The sequence below is a fragment of the Halomicrobium zhouii genome (assembly GCF_900114435.1).
In the GTDB taxonomy this organism is placed as follows: Archaea; Halobacteriota; Halobacteria; order Halobacteriales; family Haloarculaceae; genus Halomicrobium; species Halomicrobium zhouii.
Genome location: NZ_FOZK01000001.1, coordinates 433,116 through 454,837, shown reverse-complemented (window position 1 = coordinate 454,837; position 21,722 = coordinate 433,116). Strand labels below are relative to the sequence as shown.

At 68.3% G+C, this 21,722-nt stretch carries 22 protein-coding genes; 6 read left to right on the top strand and 16 right to left on the bottom strand.

What is annotated here, in order from left to right:
• The first annotated feature begins 126 nt into the window (after window positions 1-126).
• Window positions 127-1,893 (top strand): nitrite/sulfite reductase, encoded by a 1,767-nt coding sequence (locus BM337_RS02200; protein WP_089813473.1) that lies wholly within the window; start codon window positions 127-129, stop codon window positions 1,891-1,893.
• Window positions 1,894-1,947: 54 nt separating this feature from the next.
• Here BM337_RS02200 and BM337_RS02195 read toward each other — a convergent pair whose 3' ends face one another.
• From BM337_RS02195 to hemB, 13 genes are all read right to left on the bottom strand, one after another.
• On the bottom strand, window positions 1,948-2,142 hold the full coding sequence (locus BM337_RS02195; protein WP_089813471.1) for a hypothetical protein: 195 nt from the start codon (window positions 2,140-2,142) through the stop codon (window positions 1,948-1,950).
• Between the two features lie 60 nt (window positions 2,143-2,202).
• Window positions 2,203-2,643, bottom strand: coding sequence for a hypothetical protein (locus BM337_RS02190; RefSeq protein ID WP_089813469.1), 441 nt, complete (start codon window positions 2,641-2,643; stop codon window positions 2,203-2,205).
• 84 nt (window positions 2,644-2,727) lie between these two features.
• Window positions 2,728-3,711, bottom strand: a complete 984-nt coding sequence (locus BM337_RS02185; protein WP_089815516.1) for an arsenic resistance protein — start codon at window positions 3,709-3,711, stop codon at window positions 2,728-2,730.
• A 25-nt stretch (window positions 3,712-3,736) separates the two neighbouring features.
• On the bottom strand, window positions 3,737-4,378 hold the full coding sequence (locus BM337_RS02180; protein ID WP_089813467.1) for a chemotaxis protein CheC: 642 nt from the start codon (window positions 4,376-4,378) through the stop codon (window positions 3,737-3,739).
• 551 nt (window positions 4,379-4,929) lie between these two features.
• Complete coding sequence (locus tag BM337_RS02175) at window positions 4,930-5,385, bottom strand: Lrp/AsnC family transcriptional regulator (protein ID WP_089813465.1); 456 nt, start codon at window positions 5,383-5,385, stop codon at window positions 4,930-4,932.
• A gap of 4 nt (window positions 5,386-5,389) precedes the next feature.
• Window positions 5,390-5,755 (bottom strand): nitrogen regulatory protein GlnK1, encoded by a 366-nt coding sequence (locus BM337_RS02170; protein WP_089813463.1) that lies wholly within the window; start codon window positions 5,753-5,755, stop codon window positions 5,390-5,392.
• Window positions 5,748-7,085, bottom strand: coding sequence for an ammonium transporter (locus tag BM337_RS02165; protein ID WP_089813461.1), 1,338 nt, complete (start codon window positions 7,083-7,085; stop codon window positions 5,748-5,750). The genes BM337_RS02170 and BM337_RS02165 overlap by 8 nt, the downstream gene beginning before the upstream one ends.
• Before the next feature lie 379 nt (window positions 7,086-7,464).
• Entirely contained in the window at window positions 7,465-7,971 is a 507-nt protein-coding gene (locus BM337_RS02160) for a DUF7519 family protein (RefSeq protein ID WP_089813459.1), read from the bottom strand.
• Complete coding sequence (locus BM337_RS02155; protein ID WP_245778589.1) at window positions 7,968-9,290, bottom strand: DUF58 domain-containing protein; 1,323 nt, start codon at window positions 9,288-9,290, stop codon at window positions 7,968-7,970. The genes BM337_RS02160 and BM337_RS02155 overlap by 4 nt, the downstream gene beginning before the upstream one ends.
• Window positions 9,287-9,838 carry a DUF7269 family protein gene (locus BM337_RS02150; protein WP_089813457.1) on the bottom strand — a complete coding sequence of 184 codons (552 nt, stop codon included), beginning with the start codon at window positions 9,836-9,838 and terminating at the stop codon, window positions 9,287-9,289. Before BM337_RS02150 ends, BM337_RS02155 begins: the two co-directional genes overlap by 4 nt.
• The gene (locus BM337_RS02145) at window positions 9,835-10,545 is read right to left on the bottom strand and encodes a DUF4129 domain-containing protein (RefSeq protein WP_089813455.1); all 711 of its coding nucleotides are present in this window, start codon (window positions 10,543-10,545) and stop codon (window positions 9,835-9,837) included. The genes BM337_RS02150 and BM337_RS02145 overlap by 4 nt, the downstream gene beginning before the upstream one ends.
• Before the next feature lie 89 nt (window positions 10,546-10,634).
• Window positions 10,635-11,345, bottom strand: coding sequence for a hypothetical protein (locus BM337_RS02140; protein WP_245778588.1), 711 nt, complete (start codon window positions 11,343-11,345; stop codon window positions 10,635-10,637).
• A gap of 170 nt (window positions 11,346-11,515) precedes the next feature.
• Window positions 11,516-12,499, bottom strand: a complete 984-nt coding sequence (hemB, locus tag BM337_RS02135; RefSeq protein WP_089813451.1) for a porphobilinogen synthase — start codon at window positions 12,497-12,499, stop codon at window positions 11,516-11,518.
• 93 nt (window positions 12,500-12,592) lie between these two features.
• Here hemB and BM337_RS02130 point away from each other — a divergent pair, with 93 nt between their 5' ends.
• Window positions 12,593-13,237, top strand: a complete 645-nt coding sequence (locus BM337_RS02130) for a DedA family protein (protein WP_089813449.1) — start codon at window positions 12,593-12,595, stop codon at window positions 13,235-13,237.
• 13 nt (window positions 13,238-13,250) lie between these two features.
• On the opposite strand, the gene BM337_RS02125 is transcribed toward BM337_RS02130, so the two are convergent.
• Entirely contained in the window at window positions 13,251-14,021 is a 771-nt protein-coding gene (locus BM337_RS02125; RefSeq protein ID WP_089813447.1) for a CPBP family intramembrane glutamic endopeptidase, read from the bottom strand.
• A gap of 252 nt (window positions 14,022-14,273) precedes the next feature.
• Here BM337_RS02125 and BM337_RS02120 point away from each other — a divergent pair, with 252 nt between their 5' ends.
• Both BM337_RS02120 and BM337_RS02115 read left to right on the top strand, forming a co-directional pair.
• Window positions 14,274-14,567 carry a ubiquitin family protein gene (locus BM337_RS02120; protein ID WP_089813445.1) on the top strand — a complete coding sequence of 98 codons (294 nt, stop codon included), beginning with the start codon at window positions 14,274-14,276 and terminating at the stop codon, window positions 14,565-14,567.
• Window positions 14,564-14,878, top strand: a complete 315-nt coding sequence (locus BM337_RS02115; protein WP_245778587.1) for a type II toxin-antitoxin system VapC family toxin — start codon at window positions 14,564-14,566, stop codon at window positions 14,876-14,878. Before BM337_RS02120 ends, BM337_RS02115 begins: the two co-directional genes overlap by 4 nt.
• 112 nt (window positions 14,879-14,990) lie before the next feature.
• On the opposite strand, the gene BM337_RS02110 is transcribed toward BM337_RS02115, so the two are convergent.
• A complete protein-coding gene (locus BM337_RS02110; protein WP_089813443.1) occupies window positions 14,991-15,725 on the bottom strand; it encodes a competence/damage-inducible protein A in 735 nt (244 codons plus the stop codon).
• 83 nt (window positions 15,726-15,808) lie between these two features.
• A complete protein-coding gene (locus BM337_RS02105) occupies window positions 15,809-16,894 on the bottom strand; it encodes a sulfite exporter TauE/SafE family protein (protein ID WP_089813441.1) in 1,086 nt (361 codons plus the stop codon).
• Between the two features lie 687 nt (window positions 16,895-17,581).
• Between BM337_RS02105 and BM337_RS02100 the strand changes: the two genes are divergently transcribed.
• Window positions 17,582-18,556: a replication factor C small subunit gene (locus BM337_RS02100; protein WP_089813439.1), complete on the top strand. Its 975-nt coding sequence runs from the start codon at window positions 17,582-17,584 to the stop codon at window positions 18,554-18,556.
• A gap of 207 nt (window positions 18,557-18,763) precedes the next feature.
• The gene (gene alaS / locus BM337_RS02095; protein WP_089813436.1) at window positions 18,764-21,550 is read left to right on the top strand and encodes an alanine--tRNA ligase; all 2,787 of its coding nucleotides are present in this window, start codon (window positions 18,764-18,766) and stop codon (window positions 21,548-21,550) included.
• Window positions 21,551-21,722: the final 172 nt, after the last annotated feature.

Sequence of the window (21,722 nt, the reverse complement as noted above, 5' to 3'; positions counted from 1 at the left end):
AATTTTTGAAATGTGTGACGATTACCCTTATTGCCGGCGCGTTCGCGTATTCTAGCCGTAGAACAAAGGACGTTCGTGTAGATATGAAGCGCGAATGAGGAAGATCTACAAAGACAGAGTGATACAATGGCCCACAAGAAGGAAGACTGGAAAGGAGAACTGTACGGCGACGACGTCAGGGAGAAGCTAGAGGAGTTCGCCGAGAACGGCTGGGAGTCGATCCCCGAGGAGGAGCGCGAGGAGTGGTTCTCCCGGTTCAAGTTCTGGGGGGTGTTCCACCACCGCGGCGGCCAGGAGAGCTACTTCATGATGCGCCTGACCAACTGCGGCGGCGTTCTGGAGCCCGGCCAGCTCCAGGCCATCGGCGAGGTCGCCCGCGACTACGCCAAGGGGCCGGTCGAGAACCCCGAGTTCGGCAACGGCTGGGTCGACTTCACGACCCGGCAGTCGATCCAGCTCCACTGGCTCAAGCTCGAGGACATTCCCGAGATCTGGGAGAAACTCGAGGCCGTCGGCGTCTCCTCGCGCTCGGCCGGCGGCGACACGATGCGCAACATCTCCGGCTGTCCGGTCGCCGGCAAGGCCGACGAGTACGTCGAGAGCCGCGAACTGCTCGACGAGATCCAGGCGGGCATCCGTGGCGACGACGCGCTGTGCAACATGCCCCGGAAGTTCAACATCTCGGTGTCGGGCTGTCGCCAGGGCTGCGCCCAGGACTCTATCAACGACATCGGGCTCGAACCCGCTCACACCGTCGTCGACGGCGAAGAGGTCAAGGGGTTCAACGTCCGCGTGGGCGGCGGCCTCGGCGGCCGCGAACCGCGCCCCGCCCGCTCGCTGGACGTGTTCGTCCGCCGCGACCAGGCCTACGAGACGGTCCGGACGTTCGTCGAACTGTACCACGAGGAGGGCGACCGGCAGAACCGCTCGAAGAACCGCGCCCGCTTCTTCGTCGACGACTGGGGGACGGAGAAGATCCGCGAGGAGATGGTCGAGCGGCTCTCCTTCGAGCCCGCCCGCGCCGGGACGAACTTCCGCGGCGAGTACACGTACAACGCCGGCAAACCCGCCGAGCGCGGCGCCCACGACCACGTCGGCGTCTACGACCAGCAGGACGACCGGAACTACGTCGGGCTCTCGGTGCCCGTCGGCCGCATGCCCGCCGAGGACGCCATCGAACTGGCGGACCTGGCCGACGCCTACGGCTCCGGCGAGGTGCGGCTGACCCGCCGCCAGAACCCCCTGATCATGAACGTCCCCGACGGGAACCTGAAGAACCTGCTCACCGAGCCGCTGCTCGATACCTACACGCCCGAGCCGAACCCCTTCGAGCAGGGGGCGATGGCCTGCACCGGGACGGAGTTCTGCTCCATCGCGCTGACCGAGACGAAGGCGCGGACCGCGCGCCTGCTGCGCTGGCTCGGCGAGCACGTCGACGTCCCCGACGACGTCGACCGGATCAAGATCCACTACTCGGGCTGTACGGCCGACTGCGGCCAGGCGATGACGGCCGACATCGGCCTCCAGGGGATGCGGGCCCGCAAGGACGGCGAGATGGTGGAGGCGATGGACGTCGGCGTCGGCGGCGGCATCGGCGAGGAGCCCACCTTCATCGACTGGGTCCGCCAGCGCGTCCCCGCCGACGAGGTACCCGGCATGATCGCCAACCTCGTCGAGGCCTACGCCGCACTCCGGGAGGACGGCCAGACGTTCCGCGAGTGGGTCGACGCCACCGGCCACGAGACCATCGTCGAACTCGCCGAACCGGAGGAGGTCGAGGGGTACGAGGACCTCTCGCTCACCGACGCCAAGCAGTCGTGGTACCCCTTCGACGACGGCGAGAGTCCGGCGCCGACCGACGCCGAGGGGGCGCCGATTTCGGCAGATGATTAGGATGGTCCGAGCGAAGCGAACGACTGCCTCAGTTTCGACCGGGCGTCCACCGGTTTAGTTGGCGCGTCGCGGCTGGACGATTCCCTTCCATACGCAGTACAGCGTCATCAGGCCAATTTCCACCGTGTACAGCGAGACCGGCTCGACCGAGCCGTCCGCTATCAGCCGGGACTGAACTGCGACGACGACGACGAGCAGGGCGAGCGCTATCCACCCGCGTCGAGAGACGGTACGGCCCTGGAGCTCCATCTTGTTTGAGATGCCGGCGGATACGAAATCAATCTTTGTACAGTGGCGTCTCGCCGGGCGCTACACACGGTCGCGGAAGGCATCTCGAACGCGCTCGCCGCCGAGGCCGGCGGCCCAGGAGAGCGTCCCGAGGACGACGGCGGCGACGCCGAGGAAGACCAGGCCGTCGGGGGAGAGGAAGGCCACGAGGCGCTCGATCAGTGGGCGGCTCGACAGGCCGAGCAGGTAGTGGTCGGCGTTGGCGCCGAGCAGCGGCATGTAGGCGGCGAGCCAGCCGAAGATCAGGCCGCTTTGCCGGTAGCCCATGGTGGCGGCCGCGATCGTACCCACGATGGCGGCGTCCATCGCGAGGAAGACGACGCCACCGGTGACCTCGAAGAGGCCGACCGCGTACGCCAGGAAGGTGCAAAGGAAGAGCCCGACGGCGAACACCAGGTCGAGGCGACGCTGGAACCGGTGTTCTGGGGGACCGAGGAGGAGCGTCCGGAACGAGGGGACCATACTGACGGTCCCGACGGCATGGGTCAAATTGCTGTGGGTACGTGGCGCCGGGAGTGCGGAGGCGCTCGCCGCCGTTCCCTCGAATTACGACGCGGTCGCCGACGAAGTGGTCCGGTCGGGAACGAGCCACGCGGGAACGACGCGCGTGAGGACGACCATCCCGGTCAGTTCGACGAGGGTCTGGGTCACGACGACGGCCGGCGCGAGTGCGTACTCCGCCGGCAGCGCGAGCGCCAGCGGCAGGACGACCAGCGAGTTCCGGGTGACCGAGGTGAACACGAGCGCCCGGCTCTCGCCGACGTCCATGCCGAGGGCGCCCGCTGCTAGCCGACCCAGCAGCGGCATGACGACGAGAAAGGCGACGTACACCGGGACGACGGCCGCTATCTGGCCGATAGAGTCCTGCACGCGGGGCAGTTGGGAGGCGATGACGACCAGCAGCGTGGCACCCATCATCGGCACCGGTAACCACCCCATCGCCGACTGCCACCGCTCGGCCCGGGGCGAACGCTCGGCCGAGACCTCGGTGAGCCAGGCGAGTGCGAGCGGGCCGGCGATGATGACGAGAAAGGCTTCGAGGAACGGACCGGCCTCGATGGCGCCCGCGACGGCCGGGCCAACGAACAGCCAGAGGTACGCCGGCAAGAGGAGCAACTGGACCACCATCAGCACCGGCGTCGCCGCCGTGACCTGCTCGGCGTCGCCGCCCGCCAGGTCGGTGAAGGAGATGACGTAGTCGATACACGGCGTCAGCAACACCATGAAGGCGCCGACGAGAATCACCGGCTCCGGTGGGAGGAAATGACTGAGTGCCCACGCGACGGGCGGGACGACGAGGAAGTTCATCCCGAGCGCGGCGGCCATGAACCGGCGGTCCCGGAACGCCGCCCGGATGCGGACGAACGGCACCTCCAGGAAGGTGACGTACAGCAGGACCGCTAAGACGGGATTGATCAAGCGTTCCAGCGACCGGGCCGCGCCGGGGCGGCCGACGCCGAGGGCGACGGCGACCAGGACTGCCACGGCGTACACCGCGACCTGGTGGCGCTGGAGAGATCGTTTCGAGATCACGAGTGGGGAGCCACCGTGGAGTTCACCAGACGTCGGCCGGGGTCGAATCCTCCGCGACGTCGGTGTCGAGGTCGATGTCCTGGATGAGGTCGACCAGCGCCTGGAGTTCGGGGAAGGTGTAGACGGTGAGGTCGATGTCGGTGTCTTTGCTCACAATGTGGGAGTCGATGACGAACACGAGGTCGGACCTGGGCCAGCCGCCCATGTCGTCGATGATGGCGGGCGTGCGGTCGAACAGCAACTGAGGCGTGCCCATGTCGATGGTCGTATCGAGCACGTTCGCCCAGCCGTCGATGAACCCGGACGTGAGGATGTTGCCGATCTCCTGGAGCCCGCTGCGTTCCATGTCGGTGAAGCCGTCGCCGTCGTCTCCACTCCCCACGCCACCCATCATCTGCCCCACCAGGTGCCTGGCGTCGGTCGGGTCGAGGACGAACAGGACGTAGCCGCCGGGCGCCTCGGTGAGTTCGACGTAGATACCGACGCGCTCGGCGTCGCCCATGTGGGTCTTCACGTCGCCGATGTCGAGGAAGTTGATCTGGGACGTCCGGACGGCCGCCGGCACCCCGGTCAGCTGTTCGAGGTGGTCGGCGACCGTGCTCGACCCCTCCTTCGCCATCGTGTTGAAGAGGTCGAGCTTCCGGACGTCGACTTCGAGACTCATACGCTGCTGTCCGGAGCGAACGGCTTAACGCCACCGACGGACCGGGGTTCGCGTGTCAGACGGTTCGTACCAGTCGTCTCTCCGTGAGCGGTTCAACTACTGTGTTGATCGATCTGAGCTACGACGGCCACTGGAGTGATAAACGACAGCCCGAAAGCCCCCTCCCGCTCGGGTCGGGGGGCTTGCTGTGCTCCTCGGCTTCGCCTGCGGTGCTTACTGCGCCCGCCTTCCCCGAGCGGTCGGCCCCTTTCAGTCCACCCGAATCGGCCGATCCGTCAGGAGCAAAAGGTGGGACTGAAAGGGGCGACGTGCTGCGGGAACCCCGGCGATGCAAGCACGCGAACGGAGTGAGCGCGCAGCGAGCCGCGGGACCGCAGCACGTCGGGGCTTTCCTTTGTCGTTGGTAACGCCGTCAGTTGTTCGGTCCCAAATTGATCAATCTAGTAGTTCAGTCATTCGCGAACGAAACCGTCGAATCCAGCGTCACACCCGGCAGTCGACACCAGTCGCTACCCAGGTAGAGTGTCGCGAAAAATACGTGATCAGTCGGTTCAGTCGCCGCGGAGCGGCGACAGCGGGTCGTCGGCGACCGTGTCGAGGACGACCGCGGTGGTCACCTCGGCGACGCCCTCGGTGGTGACGAGTTCGCCGACGCGTTCGTTCAGTTCGGCGGTGTCGCGGAACCGGCCGACGGCGACGACGTCGTACTCCCCGGTCACCTCGTAGACCGTGACGTACTGGTCTGCCGTCCGCAGTTCGTCCAGCACCTCGGCCCGCCTGGCGTCGGCGGCGGTCAGCTGGACGACGGCGGTGACGTCGAAGCCGAGTTCGTCGTAGTCGACGCGGGCCTCGTAGCCCGCGATGGCGTCGCGCTTCTCGAGTCCGGTGACTCGCTGTTCGACGACGGGCGGGGAGATGCCCGTCGCGGCCGAGAGGTCGTTCGTCGTCGCCCGACCGTCCTCGGCCAGGGCCGCGAGCAGTTGGCGGTCGGTGTCGTCGACCTCCATTCGCTTAGACGGCGTCGGGGCCGCTGTTGCCAGTGCGGACCTGAACGGCGTCCGTGACCGGGAGGACGAAGATCTTGCCGTCCCCAGGCTCGCCCGTGTGGGCGGCCTCGCGGATGGCGTCGACCACGTCGTCGGCGGGGACGTCGGCGACGACGCACTCGATCTTCACCTTCTGGTGGAGGTCCACGACGTACTCCTCGCCGCGCCACTGGCCCTTCTTCGCGGGCTGGGAGCCGCGGCCGGAGACGTTGGTCACCGTCAGCGACGGGGCGCCGACGTCGGTCAGTGCTTCCTTGACGTCCGCCAGCTTGTCGGGGCGGACGATCGCCGTGATCATCTGGATGTCAGTGTCAGTTGCAGTTTCACTCATTGTCGGTCACCTCGCTGCCCGCAACGCTGCCGTCCGTTCGCACGATGCTTCCTCCATCGGTGGCGACGCCGTCGTCGACCCCGAACTCGGGGTACGTGTCAACGCCGTGTTCGCTGATGTCGAGGCCGTCACGTTCGTGTTCGGGCGTGACGCGGGCCTGTCCGATGGCCTTGAGGACGCCGAACACGAGTGCGGTCGCGGCGATGGTCCAGCCGGCGACGATGACGACGAAGACCACCTGGTCGATGAACGCGCCGACCATCGTGGTTCCTTCGAGGGCGCTCGACGTGGCCACGAAGGGAAACAGCAGGGTCCCGATGACGCCCGCGCTCCCGTGGACCGGGAAGACGGCGCAGACGTCGTCGATCTTCAGGCGCTTCTCGACGAAGCCGAAGACGATGGGGAGCTGGGCGCCGGCGATGCCACCGACCACGAACGCGCCCCACCAGGTGGTGGTGTCCGGGATAGCGGTGATGCCGACGAGGCCCGCGAGCAGGCCGTTGGCGACGTACAGCGTGTCGACCTTCCCGGTCTTGATCAGCGAGACCGCGCTCGCGCCGATGGCACCGCAGGCCATGGCGATGGTCGTCGTCATGGCGACGCGACCGACGTAGCTGAACGCGCCCAGGGTGAGCGCGCCGTCCTCGACGGCGAAGACGGTCGCGGCCGTGCCGACGTTGAAGCCGTACCAGCCGAACGCGAGGATGAGCGTCCCGAGCACGGCGAAGGTCAGCGAGTGGCCGGGGATGACGTTGACGGAGCCGTCCTTGTTGTACCGCCCGATGCGCGGGCCGAGTACCCAGGCCGCGGTGAGACCGGCGATGCCGCCCATCCCGTGGACGATCATCCCGCCCGCGAAGTCCTGGTATCCCAGCGAGGCGATGAAGCCGCCGCCCCAGGTCAGCCCGGTGACGACGGGGTAGATGACTGCGGCCAGCAGGATGGTGTAGGTCACGTACGCGCGGAGCTTCGCGCGGCCGGCGACGGCGCCGGAGACGATGGTCGCCGCGGTCATGGCGAACACCGCGCCGAACAGCCAGCCGACCCAGTCACCCGAGCTGCCGACGAGAGCGGCACTCGCGAAGCCCGAGCCACCGACGAGGCTCGAGATCCCGCTGCCGATCAGGAAGAACATGACGACCCCGACCGACCAGGTCAGGAGGTTCTTCGTGAGCTGGTTCGCCACGTTCTTCGAGCGCACCTGCCCCGCCTCGAGCATGGCGAAGCCGGCGTGCATGAAGAAGATCAGGAACGTTACGACGAGTACCCACATGAGGTTGACACCCTCGGCGAGTACCGCTGGATCGATTTGCAGTGGTGCGAATGACATTATGATGTTCACTTTGGTGGTTTTGGCTGCTTATCGTGATTGAACGTCCAACATTCTCTCGTAAACGCCCGACTTTGTCATGCAGTTCACGGAGGAGGGGTGGGAATCACACTACATAAGGGTTAGCTTGAAGATAACCAGATCCTGTGCTAGATTAATAGACGGCCGTCCAGATTAGGGCACAATATTATGGATATAAGGTGGTTGGCCGTCCAGAAAGGAGACGCCCCACAGCCACCGATTCCGACGTTCGTCCAGGGCGTTTCCGCAAAAATAGCCGAATGTGGCCCGAAATCCTCGCGCGCGCTCCCCTCTCGGAACGGTCAGTCGGACCGCCGAAAGCGACCGTCACACCGGCGGGAGAGTGGTCGTCGTGGACTCACCGGCGGAGTGCGGCGGTCAGGCTGACGGCGCCGAAGAGGATCAGTGCGAGCGCGAGCGGCGGAACCGACCCCCACTCGACCGAGTAGACGAGGTAGAGCGCAACGGCCGGGCCCGCCACCACGGCCGTCGTGCCGGCGAGGTGGGCGAGTTCGAGGTCGCGACTGGGGGCAGTGCCGACGCTCTCGGCCAGGTCGATGGCGGCGTGGGCGAACGTCCACGAAAGGATAATCCCGACGGCCGCGGCCAGCAGCGGACCGGCGGGCGCGCCGCTCGCGGCCGCGAGGACGAGTTCGCCGAACAGCCCGACGCCCGCCAGCGTCGCGAGGACGCGACTCGACCGGCCCAGCGCGGTCAGCAACAGGAGGACGCTCGCGACGCCGACGAGGGTCGCGAGCGTGTCGACGCCGGTCAGGACGAACGCCGAAAGTCCAGCCATCGCGGCGGCACCACCGGTGATCCGGCCTGCGGAGGCGTTCCCGATACCGCTCGCAGAGCCAGTCACGCTGGCCGTCCCTCCGTGCGCGTGAGGAGCCGATCCAGGGATTCGTCGGACTCCCAGTCGTGGACGGCGACGCCGAGCGAGCGCACCGTCCACAGGCGTTCACGGCGTTCGAGAGCGACCAACCGCTGGCCGGTCGTCCCCGCTGCGGTCGGGTCCGGGCTGAGGACGGCGACGGAGAACTCACGGGCCACGAGCCGACGGACGAACGCCGCGGCGTCCCCGTCACAGAGCGGGCTCAGGAAGACGACCGTCGCGTCCCCCGGTGGCTCGGACAGGACGCGTCCGCGACCGTCGTCGCTGGATTCCGAACCGGTGTCCACGGTGTCCGCGGTGTCCGCACTGTCCGCGCCCGACGCCGCGAACGCCGAATGGCCGGCGAGGCGGTCCTGGAGTCGACGGCGATGGGAGGCACCGCGACCGGGCGGCAGCCAGCACGGCGTCGGGCCGAGCGCGGCCAGGCCGGTCCGGTGCCCGGCGTCCCCGAACGTCTCGACGAGCGTCCGTGCAGCGGCGCTGCTGCGTTCGACGGCCGTCTCGCTGTGCTCGCCGGGCGCCAGATTCGCCGCCGGGCGCGAGTCGACGACGACGACGACCGTCGCCGTCCGCTCGCGCTGGAACTCGACGGTCGCGAGGGTACCAGTCCTGGCGAGTCGGTGCCAGTCGACCCTGCCCAGCGGGTCGCCGGGCCGGTGCTCGCGGACGGCGTGGAACGCCAGCCCCTCGCCGGCGTCCCGGGTCACCAGGTCGCCCACCGCACCCAAGCGGCGAGGACTGAGCGGGATCGTCGACGCGTCGGCGTTCGTGGGCCAGGTCAGCGTCTCGGTCGCCGCGGCCACCCGGGCCCGGCGTTCGACGACCCCGGTGACGTCCCGGACGGCGACGTGGGCCGGGTCGAACGCGGTGCGCTCTCGGCCGCCGCGTATCTCGTAGGTGAGCGTCGTCGCCGCCCCAGACCGGAGTGCAGTCGCGAGACGGGCGTCGCCGTCGACGACGCGAACCCCGTCGGGGACGCCGTCCGCGAGTCGCAGGTCCGCGATGGTCCGTTCGCCGACGTTCTCGACGGTGAGTGTGACGGTGACGGACTCGCCGACGCCCGGCTCGGCCGGGTCGAAGCGACGTTCGAGAGCGATCGAGACCGGCGGTGGCGCAGCGACGCGCTCGTAGGCGACAAGTGCCACGCCGACGCCGGCGACCAGCAACAGCCCGGCAGACCGGAGCACCAGTCCCAGCGCGGCGGCCGCCAGCGCCCCGCCGGCCAGCCCGACCCACCGGTTCGTCCGGCGCTCCGACAGTATCTCCACGCGGTCGGCGTCGGTCATCCGTCGACCACCCGGCGGTGGAGTTCGGCCACCGCGTGGTCGGCCCGGCGCTGGAAGGGCGTCTCACCGGTCGCGAGCGCACGCACGTGGTCACTCACAGACGGTTGATCCTCGCCGTCAGACAGGAGCGCCGCGGCCCGCTCGTCGTCGGTCCACGTGCCGTCTCGAAGCCGCTCGCGGGCCTCCGCGGGCGTCCACCCCTCGGTCCGCACGAGTGTGGCGACCGCCGCCCGCTCGATCCGGTCGGCGAGTTCGGCCCGCGTCTCCCCCTCGCGCCACGACACACCGGCGAGGCGTTCGTCGACTCGCTCGCCGGGAATCCGGGCGTTCGCGGTGGTACCGGGGTCTGGCAACGGCTCCGTCGTCGGCCCCTCGGCCGACCGGACGAGAACGGAGAGGGCGGCGATGGCCCCACCGGCGAGGACGGCCATCGCGAACGGGAGCGTGCGCGGGCCGGGCGAGGGCGCGGGTCCGCCGGTCACGACGAGACCGAGGCCGGCGAACGTGGCGAGGACGCCGACGGCCAGCGGCAGGCGGTGGACTCTCACGGACCGTCCTCCGCCGCGGGGTCGCCCGCCCCGGCGTGCTCGGTCCCACCGCGCGCTCGCTCGGCGGCGGACCGTGCCCGTTCGGCGCGTTCGTCGGTCACCTCGGCCCGTCCGTAGCGAACGCGGCGAAAGAGGTCGGTGAGCGTGTCGACGGCTACACCGTTCCAGCCTCGTTCTCTGGCGAGGGCGGCGTACTCGCCGGGCGTCGTCGTCTCCGGGTCGCTCGCGTCGATGGCGTCGGCGACGTCGCGCCAGGCGCGGTAGACCGGGTTCGACGCGGGCGGGTCGTCGGGCGTCCACGCCGCAGTCGACCCGGCGTCGTCGTCGGTGTCGAGGCCCGCATGGTCGTCGGCGACGCCGTCGACGGCCGCGCCAGTGCCACGACCCGCGCGAAGCCAGAGCAAGCCGGTGACGACCGAACCGAGGCCGGCGAGCGCGAGGAGGACAGTTCTGGGGACCGTCGGAAGCAGGCCGGTCGTCGTCAGTTGGATGCCGGTAGCCGGACAGGTCTCGCACGACCCACCCACGGGAGGCGCGTCGTCGGCCGGACCCGCGCCGTAGCGACCTTGCCGGTCGACGAATTCGCCGTCACCGCCGGTCGCGGGGTCCGACGGCCCGAGGGCGTCGTCCAGGGTCGCCGCGCCGACGCCGAACGCGGCGACGGCCGCGGCGGCGACGAGCGCGACGAGGAGGGTCTGTCGGTTCACGGCGGAGGCTGCACAGGGGTCGGAGGAATACGTTACGGAAACTGAAAGTGTCGTCCGTTGTTACGAGTGGCGAGCCCTCGTCGCTCCGGTCAGACCGTCCCGATCGCCCGGTGTCGGCGAACCAGATAGTAGCCCCCCGTGATGGGGAACACGACGGGCGCAAGGACGAAGAAGAAGACGGCGAGATTGAGGTAGTTCCCCGGGTTCGGCCGCCAGCCACTGGAGTTGAGCCGGACGTAGGTCGCGTCGCGATAGATGGCCAGCGGGAACGGGACGGCGGTCAGGATAGCGAGACCAACCAGGAGGAAGGGGACGATGGTGCCACTGTTCGTCCCGACGGAGAAGGCGAGCGCGAGCAAGATGGTCGGGAGGACAGTCCCGGCCGCCACGAACACCCACCACCAGTCGCGCTCGACCCAGTCGACGACGAACTGGTGACGCTTGTAGATGTGGTGGAGCTTCATCAGATACCCGAAGAAGAGGCCGAGAACCGCGTACAGCACCGGACTGGGCTGCCACTCCAGGTCCGCCTCGTTGATCTTCATCGTGTCCAGGTAGAGGACGACCGGCGTCAACAGCCAGGAGACGAAGAAGAGCGCGAGGCCACCGACCCACCACGCGCTCACCGCGGCTACGGCGCCCATGAGCCCCGCTTCGCTCTCGCCGAACCCGAGCAAGATGATACCGACGCCGAGCAGCGCGTAAAGTGCGATCGGTAACAGCAACAGGATCTCGACGCCGCGATACGCCTTCGAGGGGACGTCCTCGACCGTGACCATCCCGGTTCTGGTTCCACCCATGAGTATCTGCACGCACGTGTCGACGGGTCAGATATAATAATTTCGGCTGTTTCGGGCGGGAAAATGTCGCTCTCGGCCGGTCACAGTCCGGGATGGCGGACACGGCAATCGGAGTGGGCGCCATCGCTGCCCCGAACCACCGACGCGACGGGCCGTGAACGCCTCGCCGGTCAGTCCAGCCGACTCGCCAGGTCCTCGGCGAAGTAGGTGAGGATGAGGTCGGCGCCGGCGCGCTTGATGGACAGCAGGGACTCGTAGGCGACTTCCTCCAGGTCGAGCCAGCCCTTCTCGGCGGCAGCGTGGAGCATCGCGTACTCGCCGCTAACGTTGTAGGCTGCGACGGGGTGGTCGTACTCGCGGCGGACCGCGCTGACGACGTCGAGGTACGGCAGGGCGGGCTTGACCATCAGCACGTCCGCGCCCTCCTCCACGTCCAGGGCCACCTCGCGCATCGCCTCGCGACCGTTCGCCGGGTCCATCTGGTAGTGCCGGCGGTCGCCGAACGCCGGAGCGCCGTCCGCCGCGTCGCGGAACGGGCCGTAGAACGCCGAGGCGAACTTCGCCGCGTAGCTCATGATGGGCACCTCGTCGTAGCCGACGTCGTCGAGTCCCGTCCTGATGGCCCCGACCATCCCGTCCATCGCTGCCGAGGGAGCGACCATGTCAGCGCCCGCACGTGCGTGCGAGACGGCCGTCTTCGCGAGCAGGTCGAGCGTCTCGTCGTTGCGGACCGTGAGCGTCGGGTCGTCGGCCGCGTTCTCCTCCACCAGGCCACAGTGCCCGTGGTCAGTGTACTCACAGAGACAGACGTCCGTGACGACGTAGGCGTCGGTCTCCTCGCTGATCCGGCGAACGGCCGCCTGGACGACGCCGTCCTCGGCCCAGGCCCGGGTGCCCCGGTCGTCCTTCGACTCGGGGATGCCAAACACCATGACGGCCTCGACGCCCGTTGCCAGCACCTCCTCGACACGCTCGACCGCTTCGGCGACGGGCACGCGCTCGTGGCCCGGCATCGACTCGATGGGGACCCGTTCGTCGGTCGTCGCGTCGACGAACACCGGTGCGATGAGGTCCGACGCCGAGAGGTCCGTCTCCCGGACGAGCGACCGGACGCCGTCGGCCCGCAGACGACGGGGTCGGCGAGTGGGGTTCATGCTCGCGGGTAGCGTATCGGCGGTGAAAGCCTTACTGCCTCGCCGCGTTCCGAACAGAAGACATTTGCACGCGACGCGATTCACAGACGACTAATGGCCTCCACGCAGTCCTCGCGCTCGCGGCTCCGCGTCTTCGCCGAGGACTACGGACTGCTCGTCATCGCCGCCTCGTTCGCGCTGTTAGCGATCACCGGCGTCGTCCTCTTCTTCGTCGGCGACGCGGCCTTCGCCAAGGAACTCATCGAGACCTACGGCCTGTACGTCCTCTTCCTGATCTTCGTGCTCGAAGGCGCGATGTTGCTCTACTTCGCGCCGAGCGAGGGGATCGTCCCCTTCGCCATCGGCGCGCTCGCGACGACACCGTCGGGGTACGAGCTGGACACCATCGCCCTCATCATGGTCGTGGCCGTCGTCGGCGCGACCATCGGCCAGACGGCGCTGTTCCTGCTCGCCAAGCGCGGCGGTCGGGAGTGGCTGCTCCAGAAGCCGTGGTTCCGCGTCAGCGATTCGAAGCTGGAGCGGTTCGAGGGCTGGTTCGACCGCTGGGGTCGCCCGGCCGTCCTCGTCAGCAACGCGCTGCTGTTCACTCGCGGCATGCTGACCGTCCCGGCAGGGGTCGCCGAGATGGACCTCCGAGAGTTCGTCGTCCTGTCGGCCGCCGGGACGCTGATCTTCGAGTCCTGGCTCGCCGTCGCCGCCTACTACTTCTTCGAGTTCGGCGTGATGGAGCTGTTCTGAGCGCCAGATTGTGTCACAGCCCTGCGGAGAGTACCGACAGGTAGTGTTCGACGATACCGCCGGCCCAGAGCGTCGCGTGGGCCACCGCCGGGACGACGAGGTTCTCCGTTCGCTCGTAGGCGAGGCCGAACACCAGGCCGCCGACGAACGTCTCCACGGCCACTGCGAGCACAGGACCCATCCCCTCGGAGAGGAGCGCCATCGGGACGTGCATCAGCGCGAAACAGCCGGCAGCGAGGACGAGCGCCGGGGCGACGTCGAACGCCTCCCGCAACCGTCCCTGGACGACGCCCCGGAAGAGCAACTCCTCGGCCGGCGCGGCGAACAGGAACCAGACGACGAACGCGACGAGCAGGAGCGTCGGCTGCGTGGCCAGTTCCGGGACGCCCGCCGAACCACCCGAATGCGTGACGACGCCGAGGAACGCCAGCACCGGCCCGACGACGAGCGCGACAGCCTTGAGAAGGGGAAAGACGGCCACAATCCAGAGGGCGTCCCGAAGGGTCGGCCGCCGGAAGCGGGCGTACCGTCCCGGTGCGCCGCAGTAGACGACGTACGCGAGCGCGACGATCAGGAATCCGATCTGGACGCTCTTGTTCAGCAGTATCCGTGCGGCGGCCGCGTCGCTCACGCCAAGCAGTCCGGCGACGGGCCAGGCGACGATCGCGACGGTGATTGCTGCGACGGTGCCGACGACCGTCAGGCCGAGCGCCACAAGGGCGGCGGCGTACGGGCCGTCCCCGGACGCACCGAGCCGGTCCCCGAGCGAGCGGATAGTTGACATATCGGCGCCGACGCGCGGCTCACCTATAGGTCGCCGAGCAGAGTTTCAGAGCCGGAAATCGCGTCGGTCTGGCCAGTTACTGTGATCGCATTCCAGGTCCACGCCACGGCGGCGACCATCCGTCACCGTCGTCCGAACGCTTCCGGATGCCGGCCCCCGGTTGCGACTGCGGCCGTCTGACCGGGTGCGAAATCTCGTCTGGATCTGGTGCTCGGACGAACGTTTATCAGACAGAACGGTCTACTCGCCCCTATGGCGACGTCGGTACCGGTTAGCGACGAGACCAAGGCCCGGCTCGAACAGCTCCAGGCCACTATCGAGCGGGAGACGGGCCAGTCCGTGACCCAGCAGGAGCTGCTGGACCGGATCGTCGAGCGGGAGTTCGAGTCCCGCGACGCGCTGATCGCGTCGTATCGTGACGACTGGGACGGACTGTCCGACGAGGAGAGAGATCAGTGGCTCTCGGGAACGCAGGCTTCCGGCAATCCGGTCGACGAGGGCGACATCGATGCGGTTCTGTACGAAGACGAGGCGCTGAACGAGTGAGTATATTCGTCGATACTGGCGTCTTCTACGCCCACCACGACGAAGATTCACCGCGGCACGACCCAGCGACGGCGGCCATGAGAGCCGCCATCAGCGGCGAGTTCGGTCGGCTTCTGACGAGCGACTACGTCTACGACGAAACGGTCACGCTAGCGCTTTCACGCTTCGAGGACCCCGAAGAGGCCCGCGGTGTCGGGGACCGTATACGAGGCTGTGGTCCGTTCCCCGACGCCGTCGATATGGTGTTCGTCGGGCGTGAAGGTTCGTCGACGGCGTCGAGACGCTCGATCGGTTCGACGACCAGGGACTGAGTTTCACGGACGCGACCACCATCGCACTCGTCGAGCGCCACGACGTCGACCAGGTACTCGCGTTCGACGACGACTTCGACGGCATCGTGCCGCGACTCGACCCGGCGACGTTCTAGTCGTCCACCACTTCGATCTCGTCCCGGAGCCACGCGACGGCAGCCTCGACGGCCTCCGAGTCGGTGCCGGTCACCTTCACCCGCCCCGGATCCCGCCCCTTCACGGGATAGCTCCCCACCGTCACGTCGAACCGGCCGCGGATGTCTTCGAGCGCCGCGTACAGCGCGCCCTCCGGCGCCGGCGTGGTGAGCGTCTCCGAGATGGCGTCGCCGCCGAAGTCCTCGGCCACGAGCGCGAACATGGCCCGGAGTTCCTCGGGAAAGCCCGGGAAGACGTAGACGTTCTCGACGGCACAGCCCGGCGCGAAACTGGCGTCGGTGATCAGCGGTTCCGCGCCCGCGGGCAGGGCCGCCTGCGCGTCCAGGTCGATGTCGAACGCGTAGTCCTCGGCGAGGTCGGGGTTGTCCTCGCGGAACTGCCTGGCCTTCTCGGCGATGGTCTCGCGGACCGACTCCTGGACGACGAGGTCCCGGTCCAGCGCGTCGGCGACCGCCTCTATCGTGACGTCGTCCGGCGTCCCGCCGAGACCACCCGTGACGACGACGGCGTCGAACGCCTCGCTCCACTCGCGGACGTAGTCGGCGATCGTCTCCTCGTCGTCGGGGACGGTGAGGATGCGCCTGGCGGTGGCTCCCCGATCCCTTAGCTGCCGGGCCAGCCACGTCGCGTTGGTGTTCTCGGTGTCCCCCGACAGGATTTCGTCGCCGACGGTGAGGATGGCGACCTCCATTTGTAGTGGTCGATGGTCGCTGGCCGATTAAGCGTTGTTCGATGGGAAGCGGTGTGGCGCTCCGACAGCGGGCAGCCTCCCGCCTAGATACCGCCGGCGGCCATCAAGAACAGGGCGAGCGAGATGACACCGAACAGCACGGCGACGCCCTTCTTGATCGTCTCCGTATCGAGCGCGTTCGACACGTAGGGAGCGATCTGGCCGCCGAGCGCGGCCGCGGGAACGGTGAACACGACCATGTTCCACGGCGTCGTCGCGAGGCTCAGGGAGTGGCCGCCGGGGACGAGACCGCCCCCGAAGACGTGGACGAGCGAGGCGATGATCGCCGTGGTCGCGACGACGACGTGGTTCGTCCCGATGGCCACCCGGACCGGCACGTCCGTCCGGAGCTTGGAGATGATGCCGAGTTCGCCGATGCCGAAGCCGGCCAGCCCCTGGAAGAGCCCGCCGACGGCGTAGTTGGCGAACCGTTCGAGGTAGCCCGACCACGTGTACGTGTAGGTGTCTCCCGAGCGGTCGACGCGCGTCACCATTCCCGCGTCGTCGATGCCGACGCCCGCGGGGCCCAGCTTCCCGTCGTCGTCCGGCAGGCCCGCGTCGGTCCCGCCGTCCGTCGCCACGTCGGCGCCGCCGCCCCCACCTGGCTCCTCGTGGCCGAGGTCCGCCGTGAACATGAGATACGCAGCGGCGACGAGCGCCAGCGCGAGCAGTGCGTGAAACAGCGGCTCGGGAATGACGAACGACAGCAGGGCGCCCCCGACGACGAAGGGGAGCGCGCCGAGGACGAGCGTGAGCCCCAGCCGCCGGTCGACGAGGCCGTACTGGATGAACGCCAGCGCCGAACTCGACAGCCCGAAGGACTCGCTGATCAGCCCGACCTTCACGAGCGTCTCCGGTTCGAGCGGGTGGGCCAGCAGCGGGAAGATGAAGATCAGGAACGGCACGAACAGTGCGGACCCGCTGATCCCGACGGTGTTGACGATGGTCGCCCCCAGCAGGAAAAAGGGGAACAGCCACCAGTAGTCGAGCCAGTACGACAGTCCGACCCCCTCGGGCGTCGGTGCGGCCAGGACGACCGCCGCGACGAACACCAGGGGCGCGGCGAAGACGAACAGGTGCTGGCGCCGCAGGAACTCCCGCTGGACCAGCTGGGCAGAACTCGCAGACATCGTGGTTCAGGGCAGGCAACGCGCGACTCGTGGCTCGTCCCCGCCACGCCGGCCGAACTGACCAGCGCGCGATTGCCGGGTAGCTTCCCCGGGCGACTGAGTAGTGTTCGATCGATCACGACCGTGCTCGTCGACGCTACCGACCATTGGCGGCGCTGTTGGATTGGACTTTGAAAAGATCTGTGTGTGAGGTTCCGTGTGGTGTGTCTCCCCAAATGGAACCGCGACCGAATCGACCGTTCCCGGCGGGTTCGCTCGCCGTTCGCTGTATAGCTGGTGGGTCGCTTCGCTCGGCACCGACCTGCCGTGGCTCACGGCTCGTTTCACTCGCCGCTTGCCGTTTCGTCGGCCCCTCGCTGCGCTCGGCGCCGACCTACCTCGGCTCGCTTGTCGCTGGCGCTCCCGCTCGCCATTTAGTTGGTGCTCGCTGCTCGCGGCTACCGCCGCTCGCGCGTTCGGAGGCGCTCACTCCGTTCGCGCCTCCCGTCGCTCGCACCAACCTACCTCGGCTCACGGGTCACTTCGTTCCCCGTTCGCCGTTTCGCCGGGCCCTCCCTCCGGTCGGCCCCGACCTACCTCGGCTCGCGTGTCGCTGGCGCTCCCGCTCGCCATATAGCTGGCCCCTCACTTCGTTCGGCGCCAGCCTACCTCGCGGGGTTTAAGCCCACCCACACCCACCCTTCGTCCATGAGCGAGGCCGAGGCCGAAGCGGTCGGGCGCGAGGAAGTCTGGATCGAAAAGTACCGCCCGACGTCGTTCGACGACATCGTCGGCCACGAGGACATCGTGGAGCGGCTGCGGAGCTACGTCTCCCGCAACGAGCTGAGCCACATGCTGTTCTCCGGGCCGGCGGGGACGGGCAAGACCACCAGCGCCGTCACCATCGCCCACGAACTGTACGGCGAGGACTGGCAGGAGCACTTCCTGGAGCTGAACGCCTCCGACGAGCGGGGGATCGACGTGGTCCGGGACCGGATCAAGAGCTTCGCGCGCACGAGTTTCGGCGGCGTCGACTACCGCATCATCTTCCTGGACGAGGCCGACGCCCTGACCAGCGACGCCCAGTCGGCGCTCCGCCGGACGATGGAGCAGTTCTCCAACAACGTCCGCTTTATCCTCTCGTGTAACTACTCCAGCCAGATCATCGACCCGATCCAGTCCCGGTGTGCCGTGTTCCGCTTCTCGCCACTCTCCGACGAGGCGGTCGAGGAGGAGATCCGCCACATCGCGGACGTCGAGGGGATCGAACTGACCGAGGACGGCGTCGACGCGCTGGTCTACGCCGCCGACGGCGACATGCGGAAGGCGATCAACGGGCTGCAGGCGGCCTCGATTACGGGGAGCGTCGTCGACGAGGAAGCGGTCTTCGAGATAACCTCGACGGCGCGCCCAGAGGAGATTCAGACCATGGTCGAGTCCGCGCTGAGCGGCGACTTCACCGCCTCGCGGTCCAAGCTCGACGAGCTGCTCACCGACGAGGGCATCGCCGGCGGCGACGTCATCAACCAGATCCACCGGTCGGTGTGGGAGTTCGGCCTCGACGACGAGCAGGCCGTCCGCGTGCTCGACCGCGTCGGCGAGACCGACTACCGCATCACCCAGGGCGCAAACGAGCGCGTCCAGCTCGAGGCGATGCTGGCGTCGCTGGCGCTCGAGAAGTAGGTCGCTGGGCCCCGCGAGGTTCGCGTCGTCTCACGCTCGAAGGCGGGACAAGTGTCTTGTGACTGCACTGACCAGTCGACCTGGTGGTGTGGGCGCCCGACCGCGTGGCCGCCAAGGCCCGTGATTGGCTGCCGTCTCCCGGTTTCGCCTATCGTCGGCCGACCCCTTCGGAACAGTTTTAGGCGCTGGTCGGCCAAGAATACCGCAATGAGCGACCTCGCCGACGAATACCGACTAGACTACTTCGAGGAGGAGGGGTTCGTCCGCCGGGAGTGTTCCGAGTGCGGGGCCCACTTCTGGACGCGCGACGAGTCCCGCGAGACCTGCGGCGAACCGCCCTGTGCGGAGTACGGCTTCATCGACGACCCCGGCTTCGACGAGGCGTACACGCTGGAGGAGATGCGCGAGGCCTTCCTCTCGTTCTTCGAGGACCACGGCCACGAACGCATCGACCCCTACCCCGTCGCCGCGAACCGGTGGCGCGACGACGCCCTGCTGACCCAGGCCTCTATCTACGACTTCCAGCCGCTGGTCACCTCGGGGTCGACGCCGCCGCCGGCCAACCCGCTGACCATCAGCCAGCCCTGTATCCGGATGCAGGACATCGACAACGTGGGCAAGACCGGCCGGCACACGATGGCCTTCGAGATGATGGCCCACCACGCGTTCAACGCCCGCGAAGACATCGAGAACCCCGAGCAGTACGCCTACCAGGGCGAGGTGTACTGGAAAGAGGAGACCGTCGAGTACTGCGACGAACTGTTCGAATCACTGGGCGCTGACCTCGACGAACTCGTCTACATCGAGGACCCCTGGGTCGGCGGCGGCAACGCCGGCCCCGCCCTCGAAGTCATCTACGAGGGCGCCGAGCTGGCGACGCTGGTCTTCATGTCGATGGAGCAGGACCCCGAGGGCGAGTACGAACTGAAGGACGGCAACACGTACGCCCCGATGGACACGTACGTCGTCGACACGGGCTACGGGCTCGAACGGTGGACGTGGATGTCCCAGGGGACCCCGACGGTGTACGAGGCGATCTACCCCGACATGATCGCCTTCCTGAAGGACAACGCTGGCGTCGAGATGACCGACGAGGAGGCCGAAATCGTCCACCGCGCCGCCAAGCTCGCCGGCCACATGGACATCGACGAGGCCGAGGACATCGAGGCCGCCCGGGACACCATCGCCGACCAGGTGGGCGTCTCGACCGACGAGCTGCTCGACCTGATGGAGCCACTGGAGAACATCTACGCCATCGCGGACCACTGCCGGACGCTGGCGTACATGCTGGGCGACGAGATCGTCCCCTCCAACGTCGGCACGGGCTACCTCGCCCGGATGGTCCTTCGCCGGACGAAACGGCTCTGTGACACCGTCGGCGTCGACGCGCCGCTGGACGAACTCGTCGACATGCAGGCCGAGCGGCTGGGCTACGAGAACCGCGACCACGTCCGCGACGTCGTCCGCACCGAGGTCGAGAAGTACCGCGAGACGCTGGACCGGGGCGGCCGTCGCGTCCGGCAACTGGCCGACGAGTACGCCGAGAAAGGCGAGGCCATCCCGGTCGACGAGCTCATCGAGCTGTACGACTCCCACGGCATCCAGCCGGACATGGTCGAGGAGATCGCCGCCGAGAAGGACGTCGACGTCGAGGTCCCCGACGACTTCTACGCGCTCGTCGCCGGCCGCCACGAGGGCGGCCAGGCCTTCGAGGACGAGACGGGCGTCCCCTACGCCGACCGCATCGCCGAACTGCCCGACACCGAGCGACTCTACTACGAGGACCAGAACCGCATGGAGTTCGAGGCCGTCGTCCTCGAGGTGTTCGACCGCGAGGACGGCGACTTCGACGTCGTCCTGGACCAGACGATGTTCTACCCCGAAGGCGGTGGCCAGCCCGCGGACCACGGGACGCTGGCGACGGACGACGTCACCGGCGAGGTGACAGACGTCCAGCTCCACGACGGCGTCATCGTCCACACCACCAGCGAAGACCCCGGGAAGGGCGAGTTCGTCCGCGGCCAGATCGACGCGACGCGACGCCGGCGCCTGATGCGCCACCACACCGCGACCCACCTCGTCGTCCACGCCGCCCGGCAGGTGCTGGGCGACCACATCCGGCAGGCCGGCGCCCAGAAGGGCACCGAGAGCGCCCGCATCGACGTCAGCCACTACGAGTCCATCTCGCGCGAGCAGGTCGAGGCCATCGAGGACCTCGCCAACGAGATCGTCCGGAACAACGTGCCGGTCACCCAGGAGTGGCCCGACCGCCACGACGCCGAGGCCGAACACGGCTTCGACCTCTACCAGGGCGGCATCCCGCCGGGCGAGCAGATCCGGCTGATCCACGTCGCAGAGGACGTCCAGGCCTGCGGCGGCACCCACGTCGCCCGCACGGGAGACGTCGGGACGATCAAGGTTCTGGGCACCGAGCGCGTCCAGGACGGCGTCATCCGGCTCACGTTCGCCGCCGGCGACGCCGCCATCGATGCGACCCAGCGGACCGAGAACGCGCTGAACGAAGCCGCCGACATACTCGACGTCAGCCCGCAGGACGTCCCGGAGACCGCCGAGCGGTTCTTCTCGGAGTGGAAGGCCCGCGGCAAGGAGATAGAGGAGCTCAAATCCCAGCTCGCCGAGGCCCGCGCCAGCGGTGGGGCGGACGCAGAAGAGGTCGACGTCGGCGAGGCGACGGCCGTGATCCAGCGCATCGACGCCGACATGGACGAACTCCGCGCCCAGGCCAACGCCGTCGTCGAACAGGGGAACATCGCCGTGCTCGGCTCGGGTGCCGACGGGGCCCAGTTCGTCGTCGCCGTCCCGGACGACGTCGACGTCAACGCCGGCCAGGTCGTCGGCGAACTGGCGGGGATGGTCGGCGGCGGCGGTGGCGGCCCCGCCGACTTCGCCCAGGGCGGCGGCCCCGACGCCGACGCGCTGGAGGATGCGCTCGAGGACGCCCCCGACGTGCTCCGCCGCGTCGCGAACGCCTGAGTTCCCGATTCATTTCTCGCGACTCGACCGACGCTCGCCAGCGACTGCGCTCGTGCTCCCGGATTCGGCTCGGGACCGCGCGGTTCGCCCTCCGGCGTAAACGTCCGGATCGGTTCACCGCCTGTCGAACCGCTGTCGGCCAGTTTCACTTTCACTCCCCTGTTAACGGGGG